Annotated in this window: 17 protein-coding genes; 6 read left to right on the top strand and 11 right to left on the bottom strand. The window is 68.8% G+C overall.

Annotated elements, in window-relative coordinates; translation table 11 throughout:
- Positions 1 to 378, top strand: a 378-nt coding sequence (locus tag VKP62_14615) for a hypothetical protein (GenBank protein MEB3198430.1), incomplete at its 5' end; no start/stop codon positions are given.
- A gap of 964 nt (positions 379 to 1,342) precedes the next feature.
- On the opposite strand, the gene VKP62_14610 is transcribed toward VKP62_14615, so the two are convergent.
- Genes VKP62_14610 through VKP62_14600 form a run of 3 tightly spaced genes read right to left on the bottom strand, consistent with a single transcriptional unit; the run spans position 1,343 to position 3,493 of the window.
- Positions 1,343 to 1,660 carry an EF-hand domain-containing protein gene (locus tag VKP62_14610; protein ID MEB3198429.1) on the bottom strand — a complete coding sequence of 106 codons (318 nt, stop codon included), beginning with the start codon at positions 1,658 to 1,660 and terminating at the stop codon, positions 1,343 to 1,345.
- Positions 1,661 to 1,691: 31 nt separating this feature from the next.
- Positions 1,692 to 1,961, bottom strand: a complete 270-nt coding sequence (locus VKP62_14605; GenBank protein MEB3198428.1) for a hypothetical protein — start codon at positions 1,959 to 1,961, stop codon at positions 1,692 to 1,694.
- Positions 1,958 to 3,493, bottom strand: coding sequence for an acyl-CoA carboxylase subunit beta (locus tag VKP62_14600; GenBank protein ID MEB3198427.1), 1,536 nt, complete (start codon positions 3,491 to 3,493; stop codon positions 1,958 to 1,960). The genes VKP62_14605 and VKP62_14600 overlap by 4 nt, the downstream gene beginning before the upstream one ends.
- 187 nt (positions 3,494 to 3,680) lie before the next feature.
- On the opposite strand from VKP62_14600, the gene VKP62_14595 reads away from it, so the two are divergent.
- Both VKP62_14595 and VKP62_14590 read left to right on the top strand, forming a co-directional pair.
- The gene (locus VKP62_14595) at positions 3,681 to 6,293 is read left to right on the top strand and encodes a hypothetical protein (GenBank protein MEB3198426.1); all 2,613 of its coding nucleotides are present in this window, start codon (positions 3,681 to 3,683) and stop codon (positions 6,291 to 6,293) included.
- Positions 6,293 to 6,871 (top strand): GNAT family N-acetyltransferase, encoded by a 579-nt coding sequence (locus VKP62_14590; protein ID MEB3198425.1) that lies wholly within the window; start codon positions 6,293 to 6,295, stop codon positions 6,869 to 6,871. Before VKP62_14595 ends, VKP62_14590 begins: the two co-directional genes overlap by 1 nt.
- A 44-nt stretch (positions 6,872 to 6,915) precedes the next feature.
- On the opposite strand, the gene VKP62_14585 is transcribed toward VKP62_14590, so the two are convergent.
- From VKP62_14585 to VKP62_14550, 8 genes are all read right to left on the bottom strand, one after another.
- Entirely contained in the window at positions 6,916 to 7,272 is a 357-nt protein-coding gene (locus VKP62_14585) for a nucleotidyltransferase domain-containing protein (protein MEB3198424.1), read from the bottom strand.
- A complete protein-coding gene (locus tag VKP62_14580; protein MEB3198423.1) occupies positions 7,253 to 7,690 on the bottom strand; it encodes a hypothetical protein in 438 nt (145 codons plus the stop codon). Before VKP62_14580 ends, VKP62_14585 begins: the two co-directional genes overlap by 20 nt.
- A 98-nt stretch (positions 7,691 to 7,788) precedes the next feature.
- Complete coding sequence (locus VKP62_14575; protein MEB3198422.1) at positions 7,789 to 8,031, bottom strand: hypothetical protein; 243 nt, start codon at positions 8,029 to 8,031, stop codon at positions 7,789 to 7,791.
- A gap of 57 nt (positions 8,032 to 8,088) precedes the next feature.
- Positions 8,089 to 9,027 carry a hypothetical protein gene (locus VKP62_14570; protein ID MEB3198421.1) on the bottom strand — a complete coding sequence of 313 codons (939 nt, stop codon included), beginning with the start codon at positions 9,025 to 9,027 and terminating at the stop codon, positions 8,089 to 8,091.
- A 157-nt stretch (positions 9,028 to 9,184) separates the two neighbouring features.
- The gene (locus VKP62_14565; GenBank protein ID MEB3198420.1) at positions 9,185 to 10,213 is read right to left on the bottom strand and encodes an L-erythro-3,5-diaminohexanoate dehydrogenase; all 1,029 of its coding nucleotides are present in this window, start codon (positions 10,211 to 10,213) and stop codon (positions 9,185 to 9,187) included.
- 13 nt (positions 10,214 to 10,226) lie between these two features.
- Entirely contained in the window at positions 10,227 to 11,063 is an 837-nt protein-coding gene (locus tag VKP62_14560) for a 3-keto-5-aminohexanoate cleavage protein (GenBank protein ID MEB3198419.1), read from the bottom strand.
- A 15-nt stretch (positions 11,064 to 11,078) separates the two neighbouring features.
- A complete protein-coding gene (locus VKP62_14555) occupies positions 11,079 to 11,678 on the bottom strand; it encodes a hypothetical protein (protein ID MEB3198418.1) in 600 nt (199 codons plus the stop codon).
- A 245-nt stretch (positions 11,679 to 11,923) separates the two neighbouring features.
- Positions 11,924 to 13,159, bottom strand: coding sequence for an alpha/beta hydrolase-fold protein (locus VKP62_14550; protein ID MEB3198417.1), 1,236 nt, complete (start codon positions 13,157 to 13,159; stop codon positions 11,924 to 11,926).
- Positions 13,160 to 13,241: 82 nt separating this feature from the next.
- Here VKP62_14550 and VKP62_14545 point away from each other — a divergent pair, with 82 nt between their 5' ends.
- From VKP62_14545 to VKP62_14535, 3 genes are all read left to right on the top strand, one after another.
- Entirely contained in the window at positions 13,242 to 14,234 is a 993-nt protein-coding gene (locus VKP62_14545; protein MEB3198416.1) for a hypothetical protein, read from the top strand.
- Positions 14,235 to 14,403: 169 nt separating this feature from the next.
- Positions 14,404 to 15,309, top strand: coding sequence for a hypothetical protein (locus VKP62_14540; protein MEB3198415.1), 906 nt, complete (start codon positions 14,404 to 14,406; stop codon positions 15,307 to 15,309).
- Between the two features lie 123 nt (positions 15,310 to 15,432).
- A complete protein-coding gene (locus tag VKP62_14535; GenBank protein ID MEB3198414.1) occupies positions 15,433 to 18,009 on the top strand; it encodes a hypothetical protein in 2,577 nt (858 codons plus the stop codon).
- Positions 18,010 to 18,143: the final 134 nt, after the last annotated feature.

Raw genomic sequence — 18,143 nt, 5'->3', positions numbered from 1 at the left:
CGGGCGGTGGTCGACAGCGTGCTGCACGAGCAGCTGCACGCCTACCAGCATCAGAAGATCGTGCAGGGACAGCAAGGCGCCCTGCCGCCGGGCAGCCCGCTGCGTGAGCTGGCCCCCGCCTGGGGCTACAACATGGACCATTACGTGTCGGCCACGGCCGACAGCAAGGCCTACGCGGGGCAACCGCTCGAACGCCACGCCTTCTCGAATGCGGCGCGCATCACGCAAGGCCTGTTCGCGCCCTCACCCCGGGCGACGCCGCGAGGGCCGGCGGCCCCGGGCGCCTGTGACCCCGCCACTCCGCCCGCGGCGATCGGGTCCCCCGTCAGGGGGCGATCACGCTTCAGCCTCGCGCGTCAGGTTGCCAGGGCACGGTGATGGGGTTCCGGCCATCATCAGCCGCCGCATGGGTGTGAATTCCGCAGGTGGGTGACGGGCGGGAAGTCGTGTCGATTCGCCTCCTTGGACTCTGGGCCACACGGCCTTCAAGTGCTCAAGTTAAAGTAAGGTTTATTTTTTCTAAAATAAGCGTTGCTAAATTTTTAGGGGGCTGTTACTATTCATTCATCGGGCGGCACTGATGGGCCGAGCGAAAAACCGAAAGGTTCTTCGCGCCTGGTTGCACCTTCGGGTGGAGCAAGGCCGACGGCAAGCCACCGGCTTCGGCACGGGGTTTGTGCCTGGTGAAAGTCGCGCTTCTAGCGGCAGTTGCCAGCGGCTGGTCTGGCCGGGGAACAGGCTGCGGTGTTTCACAACAGCAAGCAGGCGGAAACGCAGGCTGGTTGGAGGGAAATGTCGCCGGGCGCTGAAAAGCGTTCGGAAGCACATCGTCAGGTGTGCAGAGGAAGTACCGGACGCGCGAGTGTCCTGCGTCGCAAACGCACCGACGAATTGACGTTGGAAGGCCCCTCAGTCTGGTGAGGAAGCTGAGTTCGCAAGAACGGGGCAACTCCACCAGGCGGTGAATCGGGTTTTCTTCGGCCAACGAAGAGAATGACCACTCAGCAATGGGTGGAGGCATGACTGGGAACGGTGGTGCCGGCTTCTGGAAACGGAAGCCAACTGGTTCACAAGTCTCGCTGCATCAGCGGTGGGGACGGACGCAGCCCGGTCAAGAATGCCACGGGGACTGGTGAACGCCGCAAGGCTGTCCCGCCTCGGAGGAAGCGAGAAATCAATTCCAGAACGCAAGTTGAGATGCTTGCGACAGGACGGTGAAGGGTGTGGCGACATCCGGTGGTGCGAACCACCCGGCCGAATTGACGGCAAATCCGCCTCCTGAACACCAACCCCGCGAAGCGCAAGCCTCGCGGGGTTGACTGTCTTTGGAGCTTGATGGCGTTTATGGCGAGGCCGTGTCCGGGCCGATCGAAGGCCCGTCGGTCGGTTTTTGCGCGCGGTCCTGGGCCATGCCTGCCATGAACTCCTCGCGGCTGATCACGCCGTTGCCGTCCGCGTCATAGCGTTCGAAGCGCCGCGGGTCCTGCTGGCGGTCGTGGTCGCTGCGGGCCGTCTCGAACTCGTCGCGGCTGAGTTCACCGTCGTAGTTGGCATCGTGCGCCAGAAAGGTGAAGGCATCCGCCGCCGAGGTGGTTTCCACGTCGCTCAGGGGGGCAGCAGGCCGCTGGGAGGGGTTGGGCAGGTCAGCGTGGTCGCTCATGAGGCCTCCAGGAAGCGGGGCAAGGCCCGGCTCAACGGACAGTTGGCTGGGGTTGTCGCGTCAGCCGTTCGCGGGTCGGGGCGCTCATGTAGCGCAGGTCCAGCATGCCCGGGATGCGCCGCACGATCCCGAGTGACTCGACCCGGGCGGCGGCGGCCCAGCCGTGGGGGCGTGGGTCGACGGGGGCCGCCGGCTGGCCCGTCTGCAGCAGGGCGCCCACCACCGCGGCGATCGCCGCGGCCTGCTCAGGGCTCGCGTCGCCGCGAATCTCGAAGGACAGGGCCGTGGGGTCGGAGCTCATAGCGGGATGTTGCCGTGCTTGCGGGCGGGGCGTTCGACGCGCTTGCCCCGCAGCGTGCGCAGCGCCTTGATCAGGAGCGGGCGCGTGTCGCGCGGATCGATCACGTCGTCGATGAAGCCGCGTTCGGCCGCCACGAAGGGGTTGGCGAAGCGTTCCCGGTACTCCGCGATCAGCGCGTCGCGCCGGCTCGGGTCCTGAGCCAGTTCCTTGCGGTAAAGGATGTTGACCGCTCCTTCCGCCCCCATGACGGCGATCTCGGCCGTTGGCCAGGCCAGGTTCACGTCCGCGCGGATGTGCTTCGAGCCGAGCACGTCGTAAGCCCCGCCGTAGGCCTTGCGCACGATCACCGTCAGCTTGGGCACGGTGGCCTCGCAGTAGGCGTACAGCAGCTTCGCGCCGTGCCGGATGATGCCGCCGTGCTCCTGCGTCTTGCCGGGCAGGTAGCCGGGCACGTCCTCGAAGGTCAGGATCGGAATGTTGAAGGCATCGCAGAAGCGCACGAAACGCGCCCCCTTGACCGAGGCGTCGATGTCCATCGTGCCGGCCAGCACCTTCGGCTGGTTGGCGACGATGCCGACGGTGCGGCCGTCCAGCCGGGCGAAGGCGGTGATGATGTTCTGCGCGAACAGCGGCTGGACCTCCAGCATCTCGCCGTCGTCGACGATCAGGGCCAGCAGATCCTTCATGTCGTAGGGTTTGGTCGGCTGGTCCGGGATGATGGTCAGCAGGCCTTCTTCGCGGCGATCCTCCGGATCCTCGCAGGCGTAGCTGGGTGGATCCTCCAGGTTGTTGGCCGGCAGGTACGACAGCAGGTGCCGCAGCTGGGCCAGCGCTTCGTCCTCATCCTCGGCCAGAAAGTGGGCCACGCCGCTGATCTGGTTGTGGGTCGAGGCACCACCGAGTTCCTCGAAGGTGACTTCCTCTCCCAGCACGGTCTTCACCACCTCCGGGCCGGTGATGAACATGAAGCTGGTGTCCTTCACCATGATGGTGAAGTCGGTCATGACTGGGGAATAGACGGCGCCCCCGGCGCACGGCCCCATGATCACGGACAGCTGGGGGATCACGCCGCTGCTCTGCACGTTGCGCCAGAAAATCTCCGCGTAGCCGCCCAGGCTCTCGACGCCTTCCTGGATGCGGGCGCCGCCGCTGTCGTTCAGGCCGATGCAGGGGCAGCCGTTGCGCAGGGCCAGGTCCATGACCTTGCAGATCTTCTCGGCGTAGACCTCGCCCAGCGAGCCACCGAAGACCGTGAAGTCCTGGGCAAACACGTAGACCGTCCGTCCGTCCACCTGGCCGTAGCCGGTGATGACCCCGTCGCCCGGCACGGTCTTCTCCCCCATGCCGAAGTTGTGGCAGCGGTGGACGCGGTAGCGGTCGAATTCCACGAAGGTGTCCGGGTCGAGGAAGCGGGCGATCCGCTCGCGCGCCGTCAACTTGCCGCGATCGTGCTGCTTCTGGGCCGCTTCGGGGCCTGTTCCGGCGATCGCCGCCTCGCGGCGGGCGGCCAGCACGGCCATGCGCTGGGCCATCCCGTTCGGTGCCAGGCTGGGGTCTTGCGAGACGGTCATGCGCGGACACTCCTTTGCGGCTATGATACAGCCTGGATGCGGGCGTTGACCAGCAAAGCGCCGGCCGGGAAGCAGAGCGGACCACGTGCCAGGGTACAAGAGACGAGATCCCGCAAACCCCTTGATCAGGCCCCTGAAGGCCATGTTCGTGCCACAACGTACCTGGTTGTCCGAACGACGCACCTGGCTGCTGCCGGCTTCGGCCGGGCTGCTGCTGCTGGCCTGCGTGCCCTTGCCGGCCCCGCCGCCGGCGGACGTGGTGGTGAGTGCTGTTCAGCCCGTGACGCTACGCTCGCCCACGCCGGAGCCGACCCTCGGGCCTCCCAACTACCCCACCCCGCGGCCCTCCATCACGCCGCCCACCGACCTGGCGCCTTTGCTGCTGCCAGGCGGTTTCGTGATCACCTTCGGCCGCGACGGCGCCCAGGTCATCAGCCAGGTGCCGGGGCTATTCCCCGGTCAGGGCGCGTCGGCGGCCGGGACGGGGGCCGCCGGTGGCGCGGGAAACGGCGGTGCCGCGGGCGCGGCCGGCGGTTCAGGGACGGGGGCAGGGGGCGCCGGCAGCTCGGGGGGCGCGTCCGGCACGGGCAGCGGCGGCACCGGTGGGGCAGGCGGCAGCGCCGGCAGCGGTACGGGCACCGGCGGGAGTGGGGGTACCTCGGGCGGCGGCACGGGCGCCGGCGGGAGTGGTGGTACTTCGGGCGGCGGGGGCCTGGTGGGCACGCCCCGCTACGACCTGCCGGTGCGCGGGGTCAACATGGTGAGTTATCACAGCCCGCGTTTACCGGGCGATGATTCGGCCATGTTCGGCCCGTCGGACGTGGTGGTCAACGCGGCGGGGGAGATCTACCTGGCCGATGCGGCGGCCCACGTCATTCGCATCAGCCGTCGCGTCAGCACCCCGGCCGGCGAGGTGCGGCGCTGCGAGCGGTTGGCCGGCAATGGGGCAGCCACCCATCGCGATGGCGTGGACGTCGAGGCCAGTTTTCAGAACCCGCGCGGTCTGGCCTTGGCCAAGGATGGGCGCCTGTTCGTGGCCGACACCGGCAACCACTGCATCCGCCTGATCGCGCCGCACGCCACCCTGGCAGGCGTGCTGGCCGTTTACACCGTGGCTGGGCGTCCCGGGGTGGCGGGCCATCGCGACGGCGTGGGCCAGGAGGCCAACTTCGACCAGCCCTGGGACCTCACGGTCGATCGGGAGGGCAACCTGCTGGTGAGCGATCGCGGCAACCATTGCCTCCGCAAGGTGACCCCCGCGGGTGTCGTGACGACCGTGGCGGGCACGCCATCGCGCAGCGGGTATCAGGATGGGGATGCGCTGCAGGCCCGTTTCGACGATCCCCAAGGCATCGTCGTGACGGCCGCCGGCGACCTGTTCGTCTGTGATTCGGACAACCACTGCCTCCGCCGGGTGGCGCCCACCGGGCTGGTCTCGACCTATGCCGGGGTGGCCGGCACGCGGGGGCATCGCAACGGGCCGGCCGATGCGGCGCTGTTCCACACGCCCACCTTCCTGTCATTGGCCAAGGACGGCTCGTTCTACGTGTCGGACAGCGGCAATCGCCGGCTGCGTCAGGTGGGCTCCGATTACGTGGTGCGCACCCTGGCCGGCACGGGGGAAGCCGGAGAACTCGATGGCCCCGGGGCCTTCGCGACCTTTCGGGGCCTGGCCGGCGTGGCCTGGGATGAGACGCAAGGCATCCTGATGGCGGAAGAACTCAACCGGACCCTGCGCGTGCTGCGCTACGAGCACAGCGTGACGACGGACTTCGGCCATACCACGCCCGGCGATCGCGACGACCGGGTCGGCGAGGCGCGCTTCCGACAGCCGATCGGCCTGGCCTTCGACCGCAACGGCGTGATGTACCTGGCGGATACGGGCAACCACACCATCCGGCGCATCACCTTGCAGGGCGAGGTGGCCTTGTTCGCGGGCCGCGCCGCCACCGAGGGCTCGCGTGACGGCACCCGGCTCGATGCCCGCTTCCGGCGGCCGCGCGACGTGGTGGTGGATCTTGACGGGATGATCTACGTGGCCGACACAGGCAATCATTGCATTCGGCGCATCGCGCCGGATGCCAGCGTGACGACCCTGGCCGGGGCCGGCACGGCGGGCTTCGCGGACGGGCAGGGCAGCGCGGCCCAGTTCAACACCCCCAGCGATCTCAGCCTGGGGCCGGATGGCAACCTGTACGTGGCCGACACCGGTAACCACCGCATTCGCATGGTCACACCGAGCGGCGCGGTCACCACGCTGGCGGGGGGTGCCGAGCCCGGCTTCAGGGACGACCGGGGCAGCGCCGCCCAGTTCTTCCAACCGAGCGGCCTCGTGGTCGACGGCCTCGGCCGCGTCTACATCGCGGATCGCGGCAACCACGCCCTGCGCCTGTTGACCCGCGATTCGCAAGGCGGCATCCGCGTTCGAACCTTCGCGGGGGCCGGCGGTCAGCCTGGCTACCGTGACGGGGCCGGTCTGAGCGCCCGCTTCAACGAGCCGACCGGCCTGAGTCTGGACGGCGACAACCGCCTGTACGTGGCCGACACCGGCAACAGCCTGTTGCGGCGCGTGGAGGTCGACGGCAGCGTCACGACGGCGGCCGGGGCGGTGGTGCCGTCCACGGGCGCCCCGCGCAGCGGCTACGCCGACGGCCTCAGCAACCAGGCCATGTTCTCCGCGCCGGAAGGCGTGCTGGTCGACCTGCTCGGCTACGTCTACGTGGTCGACACGGCCAACCATTGCATCCGACGGATTCACTGATGCCGACGCTCACCACCCCTCGCCTGCGCCTGCGCCCCCTGACGCTGGAAGATGCGCCCGCGATCTTCGCCTATGCCCAGGATCCTGAGGTCAGCCGCTACACCGCCTGGGAGCCGCACCGCAGCCTGGCCGACAGCGAGGCCTTCATCCGCGACTACGCCCTGCCGCGCTATGCCGCCGGCCTGCCGGAACCCTACGGCCTCACGCTGCCGGGCGACGATCGCGTGGTCGGCACGGTGGGCTGTTTTGCCGTCACGCCGGACCGGCACACGATGGAACTGGCCTACGCCCTGGCCCGGCCGCTCTGGGGCCAGGGATTGGTCTGCGAGGCCGCGCGGGCCCTGCTGGACCACGTGTTCGCGCATTTTCCCGTCAGACGGCTGCAGGCCCGCTGCAAGCAGGAAAACCTCGCCAGTGCCCGCGTGATGGAGAAACTCGGGATGCGCCACGAGGGGGTCCTGCGCGCGGCGCTGTGGCACCGGGGGCGGGACTGGGACATGGTGTTCTATTCGGTGTTGCGCCACGAATGGCCCGGGGCGCCACCCGTCCTGGATGACGCCCCGGTGAGTGAAACCTGACCCTCGCTTGATGGCGGGGCTGGGACGGGCCTTTCACCCTGCTGTCACGCCTCGGTGCAGGGCGATTCTGCGGGGGATGCGTCCGTTCCCTCGCCCAGGCGAATCCGGCGATCGCCGAGCGCCTGGATGAACGGATCCTCGGCCGCCCGTTGCCGCGTGGTCAGTAGCAGATCCAGGCGCTGTTCGCCCAGCTGACCCTTCACGCGGGCCAGATAGAGGGCCTTTTGGGCGAGCGCCTGCCGCCAGTCCGCGTCCTGTTCGAAGGTCACCAGCAGGTCCACGTCCCCGCCGCGCAGCTGGTCATCGACCCGACTGCCGAACAGTTCCATGGTCCAGGCACCGGTGAACAGCGCGCGGGCACAGGCCAGCAGGGCGGCCACTTCAGCGGGCGTCAGGCGCATCGTCGAAGAGCCGTCGCGTGGCCAGCAAATGGGGCGTCAGGCGCATCATCTGCGCGAGGGCCGCATCGATCGCCTCGCCCCCGTATTCGTGAACCGCCAGATTGCGCAGTTCGCGAATCTGCAGCCAGGTTTCGGCATCGGCGATGTAGCCGGCCTTTTCCGCGGCGTGGAGCAGGTCTCGCAGCGAGCCCCGGAAGGCCGGGTCGTCATACAGGACGCGCGTGCGCAGGTATTTTTGCAAGAAAAGATCGCTGGCGCGGGCAAACCGGGCCACGAACCCTTCCCAGGCCTCCAGCGTCTCCTCGTCCATCTCCGCCACGCGGGGAACGCTGTCCGCCAGCTTGCGCTGACTGTAGGCCAGATGAACCAGGGCTCGGTCCAGCCATTGCTGGGATTCGCGCAGGAGCGGCTGAGGCATGGGGCAGGTTCCGGGGCAAGGCGATGCGCCCTCATCATAGCGCATCAAGGGGGCCATCCCCGGGTCTCCTGTTCGTCTGTCCGTCGCGGAAGCGGGCGTCAGCCCTCTTCTGGCTTGACCTCCGCCTGCCAGCCAGTCAGCGCGCGCTCGCCCGCGTTCACGGCGCGCGCCATGACCGCGCGGGCAATCTGGGCCGTCTCCTCGGGGCTGTAGCTGGCCTTGTCCTTCAGGCCGGCGGCGGCGATCGCCGCCTTGAGCACGGCCTCCGGGGGTTGGCCGGGCAGGGCGGCAAGACTGGCTTGCAGGTTGGTCAGGATCTGGCGACGGGCGATCAGTGGCACGGGCGGTTCATGGCTCCTGCAAGGACAGGGATGGAGCGGAGGGCGGCACGCCGCGCATCAGCCGGGAGCGGGGGCCGTGCGGCGGGCGATCGGGACGGACGGGCGGGGAGCGCTCTGCGCCAGCTGGGGGGGGCTGAACCAGCTGCCCATGGCGGTGAGCGCCTTGCCACCAGCCTCCCGAACGGCCGTGAGCGCCTTGCCGCCTGCCGTCGCGATGGCCTCGCGGTTGTCGTAGGCCAGCCGGGCCAGGTTGACGGCGGCCCCCGCCATCAGCAGCGCGGCGCCCACGGGCTGGCCGGCCGGCAGGAGCGAGGCCACGCTGCCGGCCGCCGTCAGGGCATTGCCGAGCACGCCCATCGCGTTGGAGGTACTCAGGCCGTTCGCCTGGGCGTCCTGGAGATCGTTGGCGAGCGCGAACAGGCTCGAGACCGCACCCAGACCGAATCCGGCTGCCCCGAGGGCATTCGGCGCCAGATCTTCGAAAGCGGTGGCCAGGCCGAGGGCCAGGTTCGCGAGCGCCTCGCCGGCGGCCTTGAGGTCGAGCGTCGGATGCACCGCCTGGAACAGGGCGTGGGCCGCGACCACGGCACCCGCGGCACCGGCCACCTTGCCTGCCTTTTGCGCCCCTTCCAGGGCTTTGGCGAAGCGCGCACTCTGCGCGGGGCTGACCTGCGGCAAGGATTTGACCACCTTGGCGGCCTCCTCGGCATTGAGCACCACGTCGGCGGCGTTGGCGGCTGCATCCGAGACGGTTTGCGTGGGCTCCGCAAGGTCGCCAAGTGCCTTCATCGTGAGGCCCGCGTTGGCCAGAACGCGATCGAGATCGAGCGGCCTGGGTTCCGCCTGTGGCCTGACCGTCGCACGGGCCGTGTTGGTGTCGCCGGCTCGCGATGTGGCCGAGTCAGCAGCCCGCGGGGCCCCTTCGGACTTGGCGGGCGCCGTCGGCGAGGTGGCCGCGGATCGTGTCGCGGGCACGGTGCGGTTCAATTCGGTCACGGTGGTCACTCCCCTGCGGGGCGCTGCACGTCCGTCAGGCCTCCCCCGCCAGGTCATTTTCACCCGCTACGGCCGGCTTCCTGTGACTCGAAACATGGATTTAACATTGATTTCACGCAGGATTGACGCCCTCCGCCGCCGGAGAGCGGACCGCGAATCAGCGCACCAGATCCGCCAGCACCGGGTTCTCGCGCACCACCTGCAGCGCGTAGGCCGCGTGGCCCTCGGCAAAGCCGTTGCCCATCAGCAGATCCACGTCCTGCCCGACCGCTTCAGCGCCCAGCGCAGCCGCCTGGAACGACGTGGCCATGCTGAAGAAATAGACCATCCCCCGCGGCCGCACGGCCAGAATGCTGGCCATTTCCGTGCCAGGCACGTTCACGCAGTTGATCGCCAGGTCCGCCAGTGCGCCGCCGGTGGCCTCTTCCACGGCCTGCCGCACGGCCACCGCATCGGTGGCGTCCACCCGGCGGATGGTCACGGGGCCCGGCACCTGCGCGAGCTTGGCCAGCCCCGCCTCGCCGTATTCCAGCGCGAGCACGCGGCCACCTGGGCCCACCTGGCTGGCGGCGATCCAGGTGCAGAGCAGCCCGCTGCGGCCGCCGGCGCCCAGCACCACCACGGTCATGCCTGGCTGACTGAGTCGGTGCGCTTGGGCCGGGGCGCCGCAGACATCCAGCACCGACAGCACCAGATCCTCGTCCATGTCGGGAGGCAAAGCGCCGTAGGGGCTGCGCGCGAACAGGATCGCTTCCCCTGAGGCCACGAGCTGGTGGGCGGCCGGAATCACCTCGCCCAGCGAGGTCAGGCGCAAGGGGGTGGTGGTCAGCGAGACGAGGGTGATCAGGCGATCGCCCGGTTGCACGTCCGAACGCGCCGCGCCCACTTCCGCCACGCGCCCGATCAACACGCCGCCCGAGCCCGTGACCGGGTTGTGCATCTTGCCCCGCTCGGCCACGATCGCCGCCACGCGGCTTTTCAGGGCTTCCAGGTCGCCATTCGTTTCCTGCTTGAGCTGGTAAAAGCTGGCCGAATCCAGATTCAGCTTCTCGACGGCCAGGCGCACCTCTCCCGGGCGCAGCGGCGAATCGAGTTCCAGGCGCTGGGCCTGATAGGGCAGAACGCCTGCGGGAGCCACCACCCGGTGGACGCCGAAGGGGCTTTCATCGAGGGTGGTCAAGGTCACATGTCGCTCCATGTCAGGGGTGCGGGGGCAGGCCGAGAATCTCGCGCGCCTCGTCCGGGCTGGCGACCTCGCGGCCGAGTTCGTGGGCCAGACGCACCACGCGAGCGACCAGCTGGGCGTTGCTCTCGGCGAGTTCACCCTTGCGGTAAAACAGGTTGTCCTCCAAGCCGACGCGCACGTGTCCCCCCATCAGAATCGCCAGCGTCGCCATCGGCAGCTGCTGAGAACCGACGCCGGCCACCGACCAGGTGCACATGGCCGGCAACGCGTCCACCAGAAATTGCAGGGCCCGCACGCCGCCCGGCATGCCGCCCGGCACGCCCAGCACGAAGTCGAAATGCAGCGGATGCGAAATTTCCCCGCGCTTGGCCAGCCGCATCGCGTTGGCGATCATGCCGGCTTCGAACACCTCGATTTCCGGCTTGATGCCGGTGGCCTTGAGCTTGTGCGCCAGCGCCAGCAGGAACTCGGGGCTGTTCATGAAGACCTCGTCCCCGAAATTGACCGTGCCGCAGGTGAAGGACGCCATCTCGAGGGCCGCCACGCAGGCCGCATCATCCAAGGGCGCCAGGCGTTCAGCTGTGGTGGCCGTGACGGCACCGCCGGTGGAAATTTGCAGGATCGGATTCGCCCCCGCGCGAATGCGCGTGAAGATCTCCCGAAAGAGGGCCGGCTCCTGGCTGGGGCGGCCCGCTTCATCGCGCGCGTGCAGGTGGATCAGGCTGGCTCCGGCGGCCACCGCGGCGAGTGAGGCGTCGGCGATTTCCCGGGGCCCGTAGGGCACAGCCGGGTTGTCGGTTTTCATGACTTCCGCCCCGACGGGCGCGCACGTGATGACCAGCTTGTCCATCGTTCCTCGCCCCGCTCAGCGGCGCGGGGAAACAGGCGGCGCGGCGGGCTCCCCGGCCTGTCCCTGGTGGAGCGGCGTCAGGGTGGGCATGCGGGTTCGCCCCCCCTTCAATTCGCGCACGAGGTTCACAATCCCCGGTGCCTCCGCAATCAAGGCGGGGGCGCGCATGACGTCGAACCAGACGCCTCGCAGGCGCGTCCACGGAGAGCCACTCGGCGCTCCGACGGCGATCGAGGCCCGCTGCACGATCTGGGTCAGGGTCGGCAGGTCCAACCGGGCATCCACCGGTTGCAGCCGGTGCCGATGCTTGAAGGCCAGCAACGCCTCGTAGAAGTCCGCATCGAAGCCGCCGGCTGGCGTCAGTTCCTCCCCGGCCAGGCACAGGCAAGCGCGCAGCACGCGTTCCTCGTAGGGCGCCAGCTCCGGCTCGGTACGACCCAGCAGGGCCAGGATCAAGGCGGGCACTTCCTCGAGGCGGAGCGGCTCCAGGCCGCTCTGCGGGCGGGTGTAGGCCCCCAGGTTCAAGGTCAAGGGCAGGCTGGCATCCAGCGAGGCGTCCTGCCTCAGTTCCGTCGCGTTCAAGCAGCGGGCCTCCGTGCCACGATGCGCTGACATGGCGTTCCTCCTCCATGAGAGAACGTGCGTCGGTGATCGAATTTCAGGTCGTCAGTTACATACCCCAAGGTGCGCGGATCCTTCTCACGCGAACAACGTTGTACTAGATTGTCGGCTGTTACACACGAACAATCAAGTCGGGCAGGCAGGGCAAGTCTCCTGCCTCGTCCGGCCGGCCTGAAAATCAGGGCCGCACCAGCCGGCTGGCGGCCCCTCGGTGCGGCGCATTGCCTGCTCCTGAGCGGCTAAACCGACCCCGGGCGCTGCAGGCGGCGCGTGCCGCGCGGCGCGATTTTCGGTTTGCCCTCGCCCGGGAATAGCCAGCTGAGCGCTGGGCCCACCCGACGGGCCCAGCAAGCCTCACTGTGGGTGCCTCGGGGATCACTGACCCAGCGCATGTTGTCTTCGGCCTTGAAGCCTTGCAGGGTCAGCAGATCCACCATCGAGTGGGCGACCCGGTAGAAGTCGCGTTTGGGGTGGACCCGGGCGGTTTCCAGTTCGCCGCAATCCAGGTAAATCCGGGCGCCGAGGGGCGGCGGCATGCCGGCGATGTAGCGGAAGATCTGGCTGCGGGCGAACCAGAAGGCTGGGGACAGCGCCGCCACGCGCCCGAACACCAGCGGGTAGCGATAGGCGGCGAACAGGGCGGTCAGGCCCCCCATGGAGGACCCTGCCACCCCGGTGTGCTCAGGGCCCGTCAGCGTGCGGTAGTGAGCGTCGATGTGGTCCTTCAGCCCTCCGACCACCCAGCGCAAAAAAGCGTGGCCCTCGCCGTCGGCGCCGAGGCGCGCGTCTTTCCAGGGGGATTGTTCGCTCAGGCGCTTTTCACCGCCGTTGTAGATGCCCACCACGATCAAGGGCGCCAACTCACCGGAGCGGACGAGGCGATCGCAGGTTTCATCGACCCCCCACTCCACGTTGAAGGCGGTGGCGGGATCGAACAGGTTCTGGCCGTCGAACATATAAAGAACGGGGAAGCGTCGGTTCGGCTCTTGATGGTAACCGGGTGGCAGGTACACCACCACCTCTCGTTCCCGCCCCAGCACCGGAATCGGCAGGGGGCCCACCACGCTCACATCGGTGCTGCGCGGCCGGGCCGGGCGCCGGGCACTGGCCTGGTCGCGCCAGTGTGGAATGTCGAGGCGCACCGTGGTGGTGCCCAGGGCCGCCAGGCGGCGGTTCTCCAGTTCCTGGCCCCGTTCATCGACCTCGACGGTGCGCCAGGTGCCGCGCGTGATCTTGTATTCCATGGTCGTGCCACGCGGCACGTCGAGTCCCAGACGGTAGCGTCCCGGTTCCAGTTCTTCGAAGCGGTAGGCCGGGTCGTCCGTGCGCCAGTCATTCAGCGTGCTGGCCAGATAGAGGCGCGCCCGGGCAGGGGTGGACGGGGCCAGCACGTCCACCGTGATGCGAATTTTGGAATCGAGTCGGCGGGTGACCATACCCGCCCAGTGTAGCCTGCTGAAGGGGGCTCGGTCCATGGGGCAGCCCTGCTGTCAGGGGCTGCGTGCCGCTCGTCTGCTGGTCGGGTATGAACGGCGGGTCCACCGGAGGCCTGCCCCCATGCGAATGACCCGCGTCCTGCTCTTTTCCGCCACGCTGAGCGCCATGTTCGCCAGCAGCGCCTGCGATCGCCTGCAGGCCCTCGCCCCGCTGTTGCCTGAGTTGCTGGTGTGCGGGGCCCCCGTGCTGCCGCAGGAGATGGCTCGCCTGGGCGAGGGGCCTGCCTTGTTCGTGGATGCCGTGCGGGTCCTGACGGCTGAAGTGGCCCGCCAGACACGCCAGCTGTCGAGCGCGCTGCAAGGGGGCGTGCGCCTCGACGGACAGGTCTTCGAGGCCCTTGGTCCCTATGCCTGGCAAGGTCAGGGCACCTATCAGCGCGAAGCCGCCGACGACCGGGTTTATCGCCTGCGCCTGTACTGGGGGGAAGGGCACGCGGGCAAGGCGGTGGACCAACCGTTGGAAGCCGAGTTGACCCGGCTCGACAGCTACGTGCCAGACCTGCTCGCCCTGATCAATCCGGCCGGGGTCCGTGGCCCCTTGTTCCCGCTGTTGCAGCCGACGCCCTTGCCGGGCGGGGGCTGGGGCTTTCGGGACGAGGCCTTGCGACTCGACGTGGGCACCGTCTTGAAGACCACCACTCAGGGCTTCACGCTGCAACTGGCGCTCGGCTCCACCCGTCAGACGCTGGGCGCCTTGGCGCGCCAGATCGCGTCACGACGGCTTCCCTTGAGCCTGGAAGACACTGCCATGACGCACGTGGGCCGCGGTTTCAAGCTCGGCATCAAGCGCTTCGGCGTGACCGTCTCGCTCGACGACGGCGCGGTCACGCCGCAGGGAGACTACTTGTTCGAAGCTCAGCACGGGCCGGTGCGATTTTGGGGGGCGGTCACGACGGCGGCGGAGGGGCCGCGCGTGTCGCTGCGCTGCAGTGAAGCGGAAGACGGCGAGTTTGCCTCGTTGACCTGGCGCGACGGCAAGGCCCACATGGCCTGGAAAGGCGGCTCCAGCGCCTTCTCGCTGCCGGGCCTGGCCAAGTTGCGGGCCGGCCTGTGAAGGGGCAGCTCCCGTGACCCGCTGCTGGCTGCGCGACGGTGACGGCGAGAAGCTTCCGGCGCGCGGAGGATCCGCGAAACGCCACATTTCCGCGCGTGGCACGCCATCGCCGGCCTCGCTCACGGAGCGCACGGCTGGCCGAATCCCAGGGAGGCAGGACGGGGGGACGTTGGTTGGAACGCTCCTGGGGGGCATCCTGCTGGCCTGCCTGGCAGGGCCGCCTGCCTGGGCCGAGCGTGACCCGCACGTGCCGCTCTGGCGGTTCACCCAGGACGAGGTCAGCGGGCTGGCCGCTTCACGGCGCTACCCCGGCGTGTGCTGGGCGATCCAGGACTCCGGCCCTGGCCAGCGGGCGGTGCTGCTGGCGTTTCGCGAGCAGGCCGGTCGGCTGGTCGCCTGGCCGGATGGTAGCCGGGTGCGGAGCGTGCCCGTTGCGGGCGCCCCCAATCGAGACTGGGAAGAAGTGGCGGCCGATGCGTCGGGGAACCTCTGGATTGCCGATAGCGGCAACAATGATGAAGATCGCACCGACCTGAGCCTGTGGCGCGTGCCGGAACCCGATCCCTACCGCGCGCGACAGGCCACCGCCAGCCTGCGGGTGCCCTTTCGCTATCCGGATGCCCCGCCGTGGGGGCGCTCGTTCGACGCCGAGGCGCTCTGGTTCTGGCAGGGCGAGGCCTACGTGATCACCAAGACGGCCGGCCACGGGCTGTACCACTTTCCGGCGCTGGACGGCAGCCCGGTCACGCTGACCCGCCTCGGCGCCTTGACGCCGCCGGCTCGCGGTTTCGAGGGCCTGGTGACGGGGGCGGCGATCGCCTCGGACGGCACGCGCCTCGCCGTGGCGGCCGGGCGGCGGCGCCTGTACGTCTACGAATCCGCCCTCGCGCCCACCACGCCGGCGGCCATGGCCGCCGTGGTGGCGCAACCGCCTCGCTGGTCTTGTCCCTACGCCTCGGATCAGCGGGCCTGGCAGGTCGAGGCCGTCACCTTTCGCCCGGGCAGCCACGACCTCTGGTGCGCGGCCGAGGAAGGTCCGCTGTGGTGCTTCCCAGCCTCGTTTTACGCCCGCTGAGTGCCAGGTTGACGTCGCTCCGACCGAACGTCGCCGGCCAGTCGGCGGATCGTTCGGATCGACCGTCGGAGACGGCGGCCGTGCCGGCGTGTCTCGATAGGGAAGCAAGGGGGAGGGAAACACGTGACCGCGCCTGCTCGTCGGATTCGGCTGGATGCGCCCGCGGCGATCGCCGTGATGCTGGCCATGGCCGCCTGTCAAAGCCAGGCGCCACAGGCCTCGGCGCCGGACGTGATCACCCGCTCCGGGGGCGCCCGTGGCGCGGGAGCCCCGCCCGCCAAGGCGCCCGAGGACCCGCAGGCGACCCTGGCGCGAAACCTGGGCTTGCTGGCGCCGGTGGGGGCGGTCACCCCGGCTCAGATCCAGACCGTCACGGCCGGCGGGCAGCCGGTGGCCGGGGCGGAGATCATTGTGGGAGATTTGCGCGCCCTCACGGACGCCCAGGGGTTGGTCAATCTGCCGCCCGAGGTCGCCAAGCTGGGGCGCCAACCGGCCGTGATCCGCGCCCCGGGCTACATGGCCGTCGAGCAGGATGTGATTCCGGGCTTCGCGGTGCAACTGAGCCCGGTCGATGCGCAGCGCACCACCATCACGGCGGCGGCCGGCGGCACGGCCATGAATGCGGCCGGAAACCTGGAGGTGGTATTCCCACCGGGCTCCCTCAGCGGCGATACGCGCGTGGCGGTGACGCGCGCGTACGGTCAGTGGGGCCTGCCTGGTCAACGCCTGCCGCAGCAGATGCCCTTCACCATGAGCACGGAGAAGGACGGCAAGCCCTTCTCCTTCACGGATGCGGGCTACAAACTGGCGGACAACGTGCCGCTGGGGACGTATCAGTACGGTCTCGATCTGGGTGAGGGGGTGTCCGTGGCGCCGGGCGCCAAGGTGGTTGTGCGGTTCAAGGCCGAAGGTCCGATGGCGGCGCTTCTGGATGCGCGCTACAAGGCGGGGGACACCTTTGCCCAGCAGACCGAGTCCGTCACGCGGGATGCCGCAGGCCACTACTGGCTGGCCATGCAGATGGTGGGCCCGAACACGGCCAGTGTCATTGCGACCGGGGGGGCCGGCGCGGCACCGCCCCTGCGGCGGCGCCTGATGGCGGCGCAATGTCAGTCCTTCACCGACCAGGAACCCAAGACCTTCTGGGTCAAAAAGCAGTGGGCCTCCATGACGCCCGGCATCGAGATTCCCATCTGGGTCAACGGTTACAGAACGAGCAATAACGTCAGCGCTGACTGGGTCAACCAGTACGCGGCCAGCTCCGGAGGGGGATGCACGACCTCCGGCACGGCGGCCCAGTATGAAGGCGGCGGCACCTACAACATGGCCACCGGCAGTTCCATTCCGGGATGGGTCACCCTGGTCACCCACAACCCGGGCGTCAATGGCGGCCGCTGCGTCTACTACCAGTTCGACCCGAATCAGTACTATTGCGAGGGCGGCCGCATCAAGGTCAAGGACCCGGGTGGCGAGTGGCAGACGACTTACACGCAGTGGAACTCGAAATCGATCAACGCCCTGGTGAACTGGAATTCGGACGACCCGCGGATCAGTGGCCCGGTGGCCGGTGCCCGGGTGAACTTCAACCACTCGGTCTCGCCGATGCGCGCCGGCACCGCTCTGTCGCTCGACTCGGGCAGTGACGGCTACGCGTCGACCACCGGCGTCGAGGGGAGCAACGGGTCGGTGTCGGCCTCCCTGCCCGGGCAAGCGGGCTTCACCTTCGGCAGCACCAGTGGCTATCTGGTCGATTGCCGCACGGTCGATCTGCGAATTCACAAGAACATGCCACGGGTGGAGCTACAACCCACGGTCAATGGGGCCTCTCCCGGCGCGGTGACGCTGAAAACCAGCCTGGGTGATTTTCCGCTGTCGGCGGTGGTGAACACCACCGTCAAGCCGAGCATCCCGCTCAACTCCCCCTCCGCCTCTTTCAGCGTGAACGGGGCCTATCAGCCCTCGGCCAGCGAGTGGGTCGAGATGTCTTCCGCGGCCGTGGATGCGGGTTGGAACACGACCAAGAACCTGCCCACCACGTTCTGGTTCTCGCGCAGCATCACCGCGTCCCTCGTCTACGAGTCGAACGATGCGTCCCAACCGGCTGAGAGCCGCCCGGCCAGCGTCTGGAACGGGCAGGCGGTCAGTGGGGCGGACCTGACCTTCAGCCACCCTCAATCCGCTTATGCGGGCAAGACGCGCCAGGAACCACTCAGCTTCACCAACCTGACGGGGAACGCGACGACGTGGGGGCTCAGCGGGGCCGCCTCGAGCATCACGGCGCAGCGCAGCGCCAACGGGGTGACGCTGTCCGGCACTGCTTCGGCCAGCGTGAACGGGACCACGGTGAACCTGCCGCTCAACGCCAACCTGCCACGCCTGACCCTGCGTGCCTCGGGGAACCTGAGTGGCAAATGGGAGGCCGAATACGATCTGGTGGCAGGCGACGGCTCGCTGGTCAGCAAGCGCGTGACGCTTCAGCCTCAGGGCACGACCCTGGTCTTCAACCTGCCGGTGGAGGACCCCTTGAACCAGCCAGGCAAGCACACCTTTCGGTTGAAGAGCGTGGCCTCGGAGGACGGCGCCAACCGCCTGCTGATGCCCGATGGCGGAATGAATTACCCGGAGGTCACCGGGGTCTACCGAGGGGCCCTGTTCCTTTATCCGGTGGAGTTGAAGTCCACCTTCGTGGCGCCCAAGTGAGGCTCCACGGCGGCCCCCTGGATCTGACAGCGAGGACCCTTGTTTAAAGGCTCCCGGGTTGGGTACGGGACAACTGGGGGAGTCGCTTGAAGCCCGCTTCAGGCGACTCAGGTGGAAATTGGGGGAGGACCACC

The sequence above is a fragment of the Candidatus Sericytochromatia bacterium genome (genome assembly GCA_035285325.1).
Classification (GTDB): domain Bacteria; phylum Cyanobacteriota; class Sericytochromatia; order S15B-MN24; family JAQBPE01; genus JAYKJB01.
This window is presented reverse-complemented; position numbering and strand designations above follow the sequence as displayed.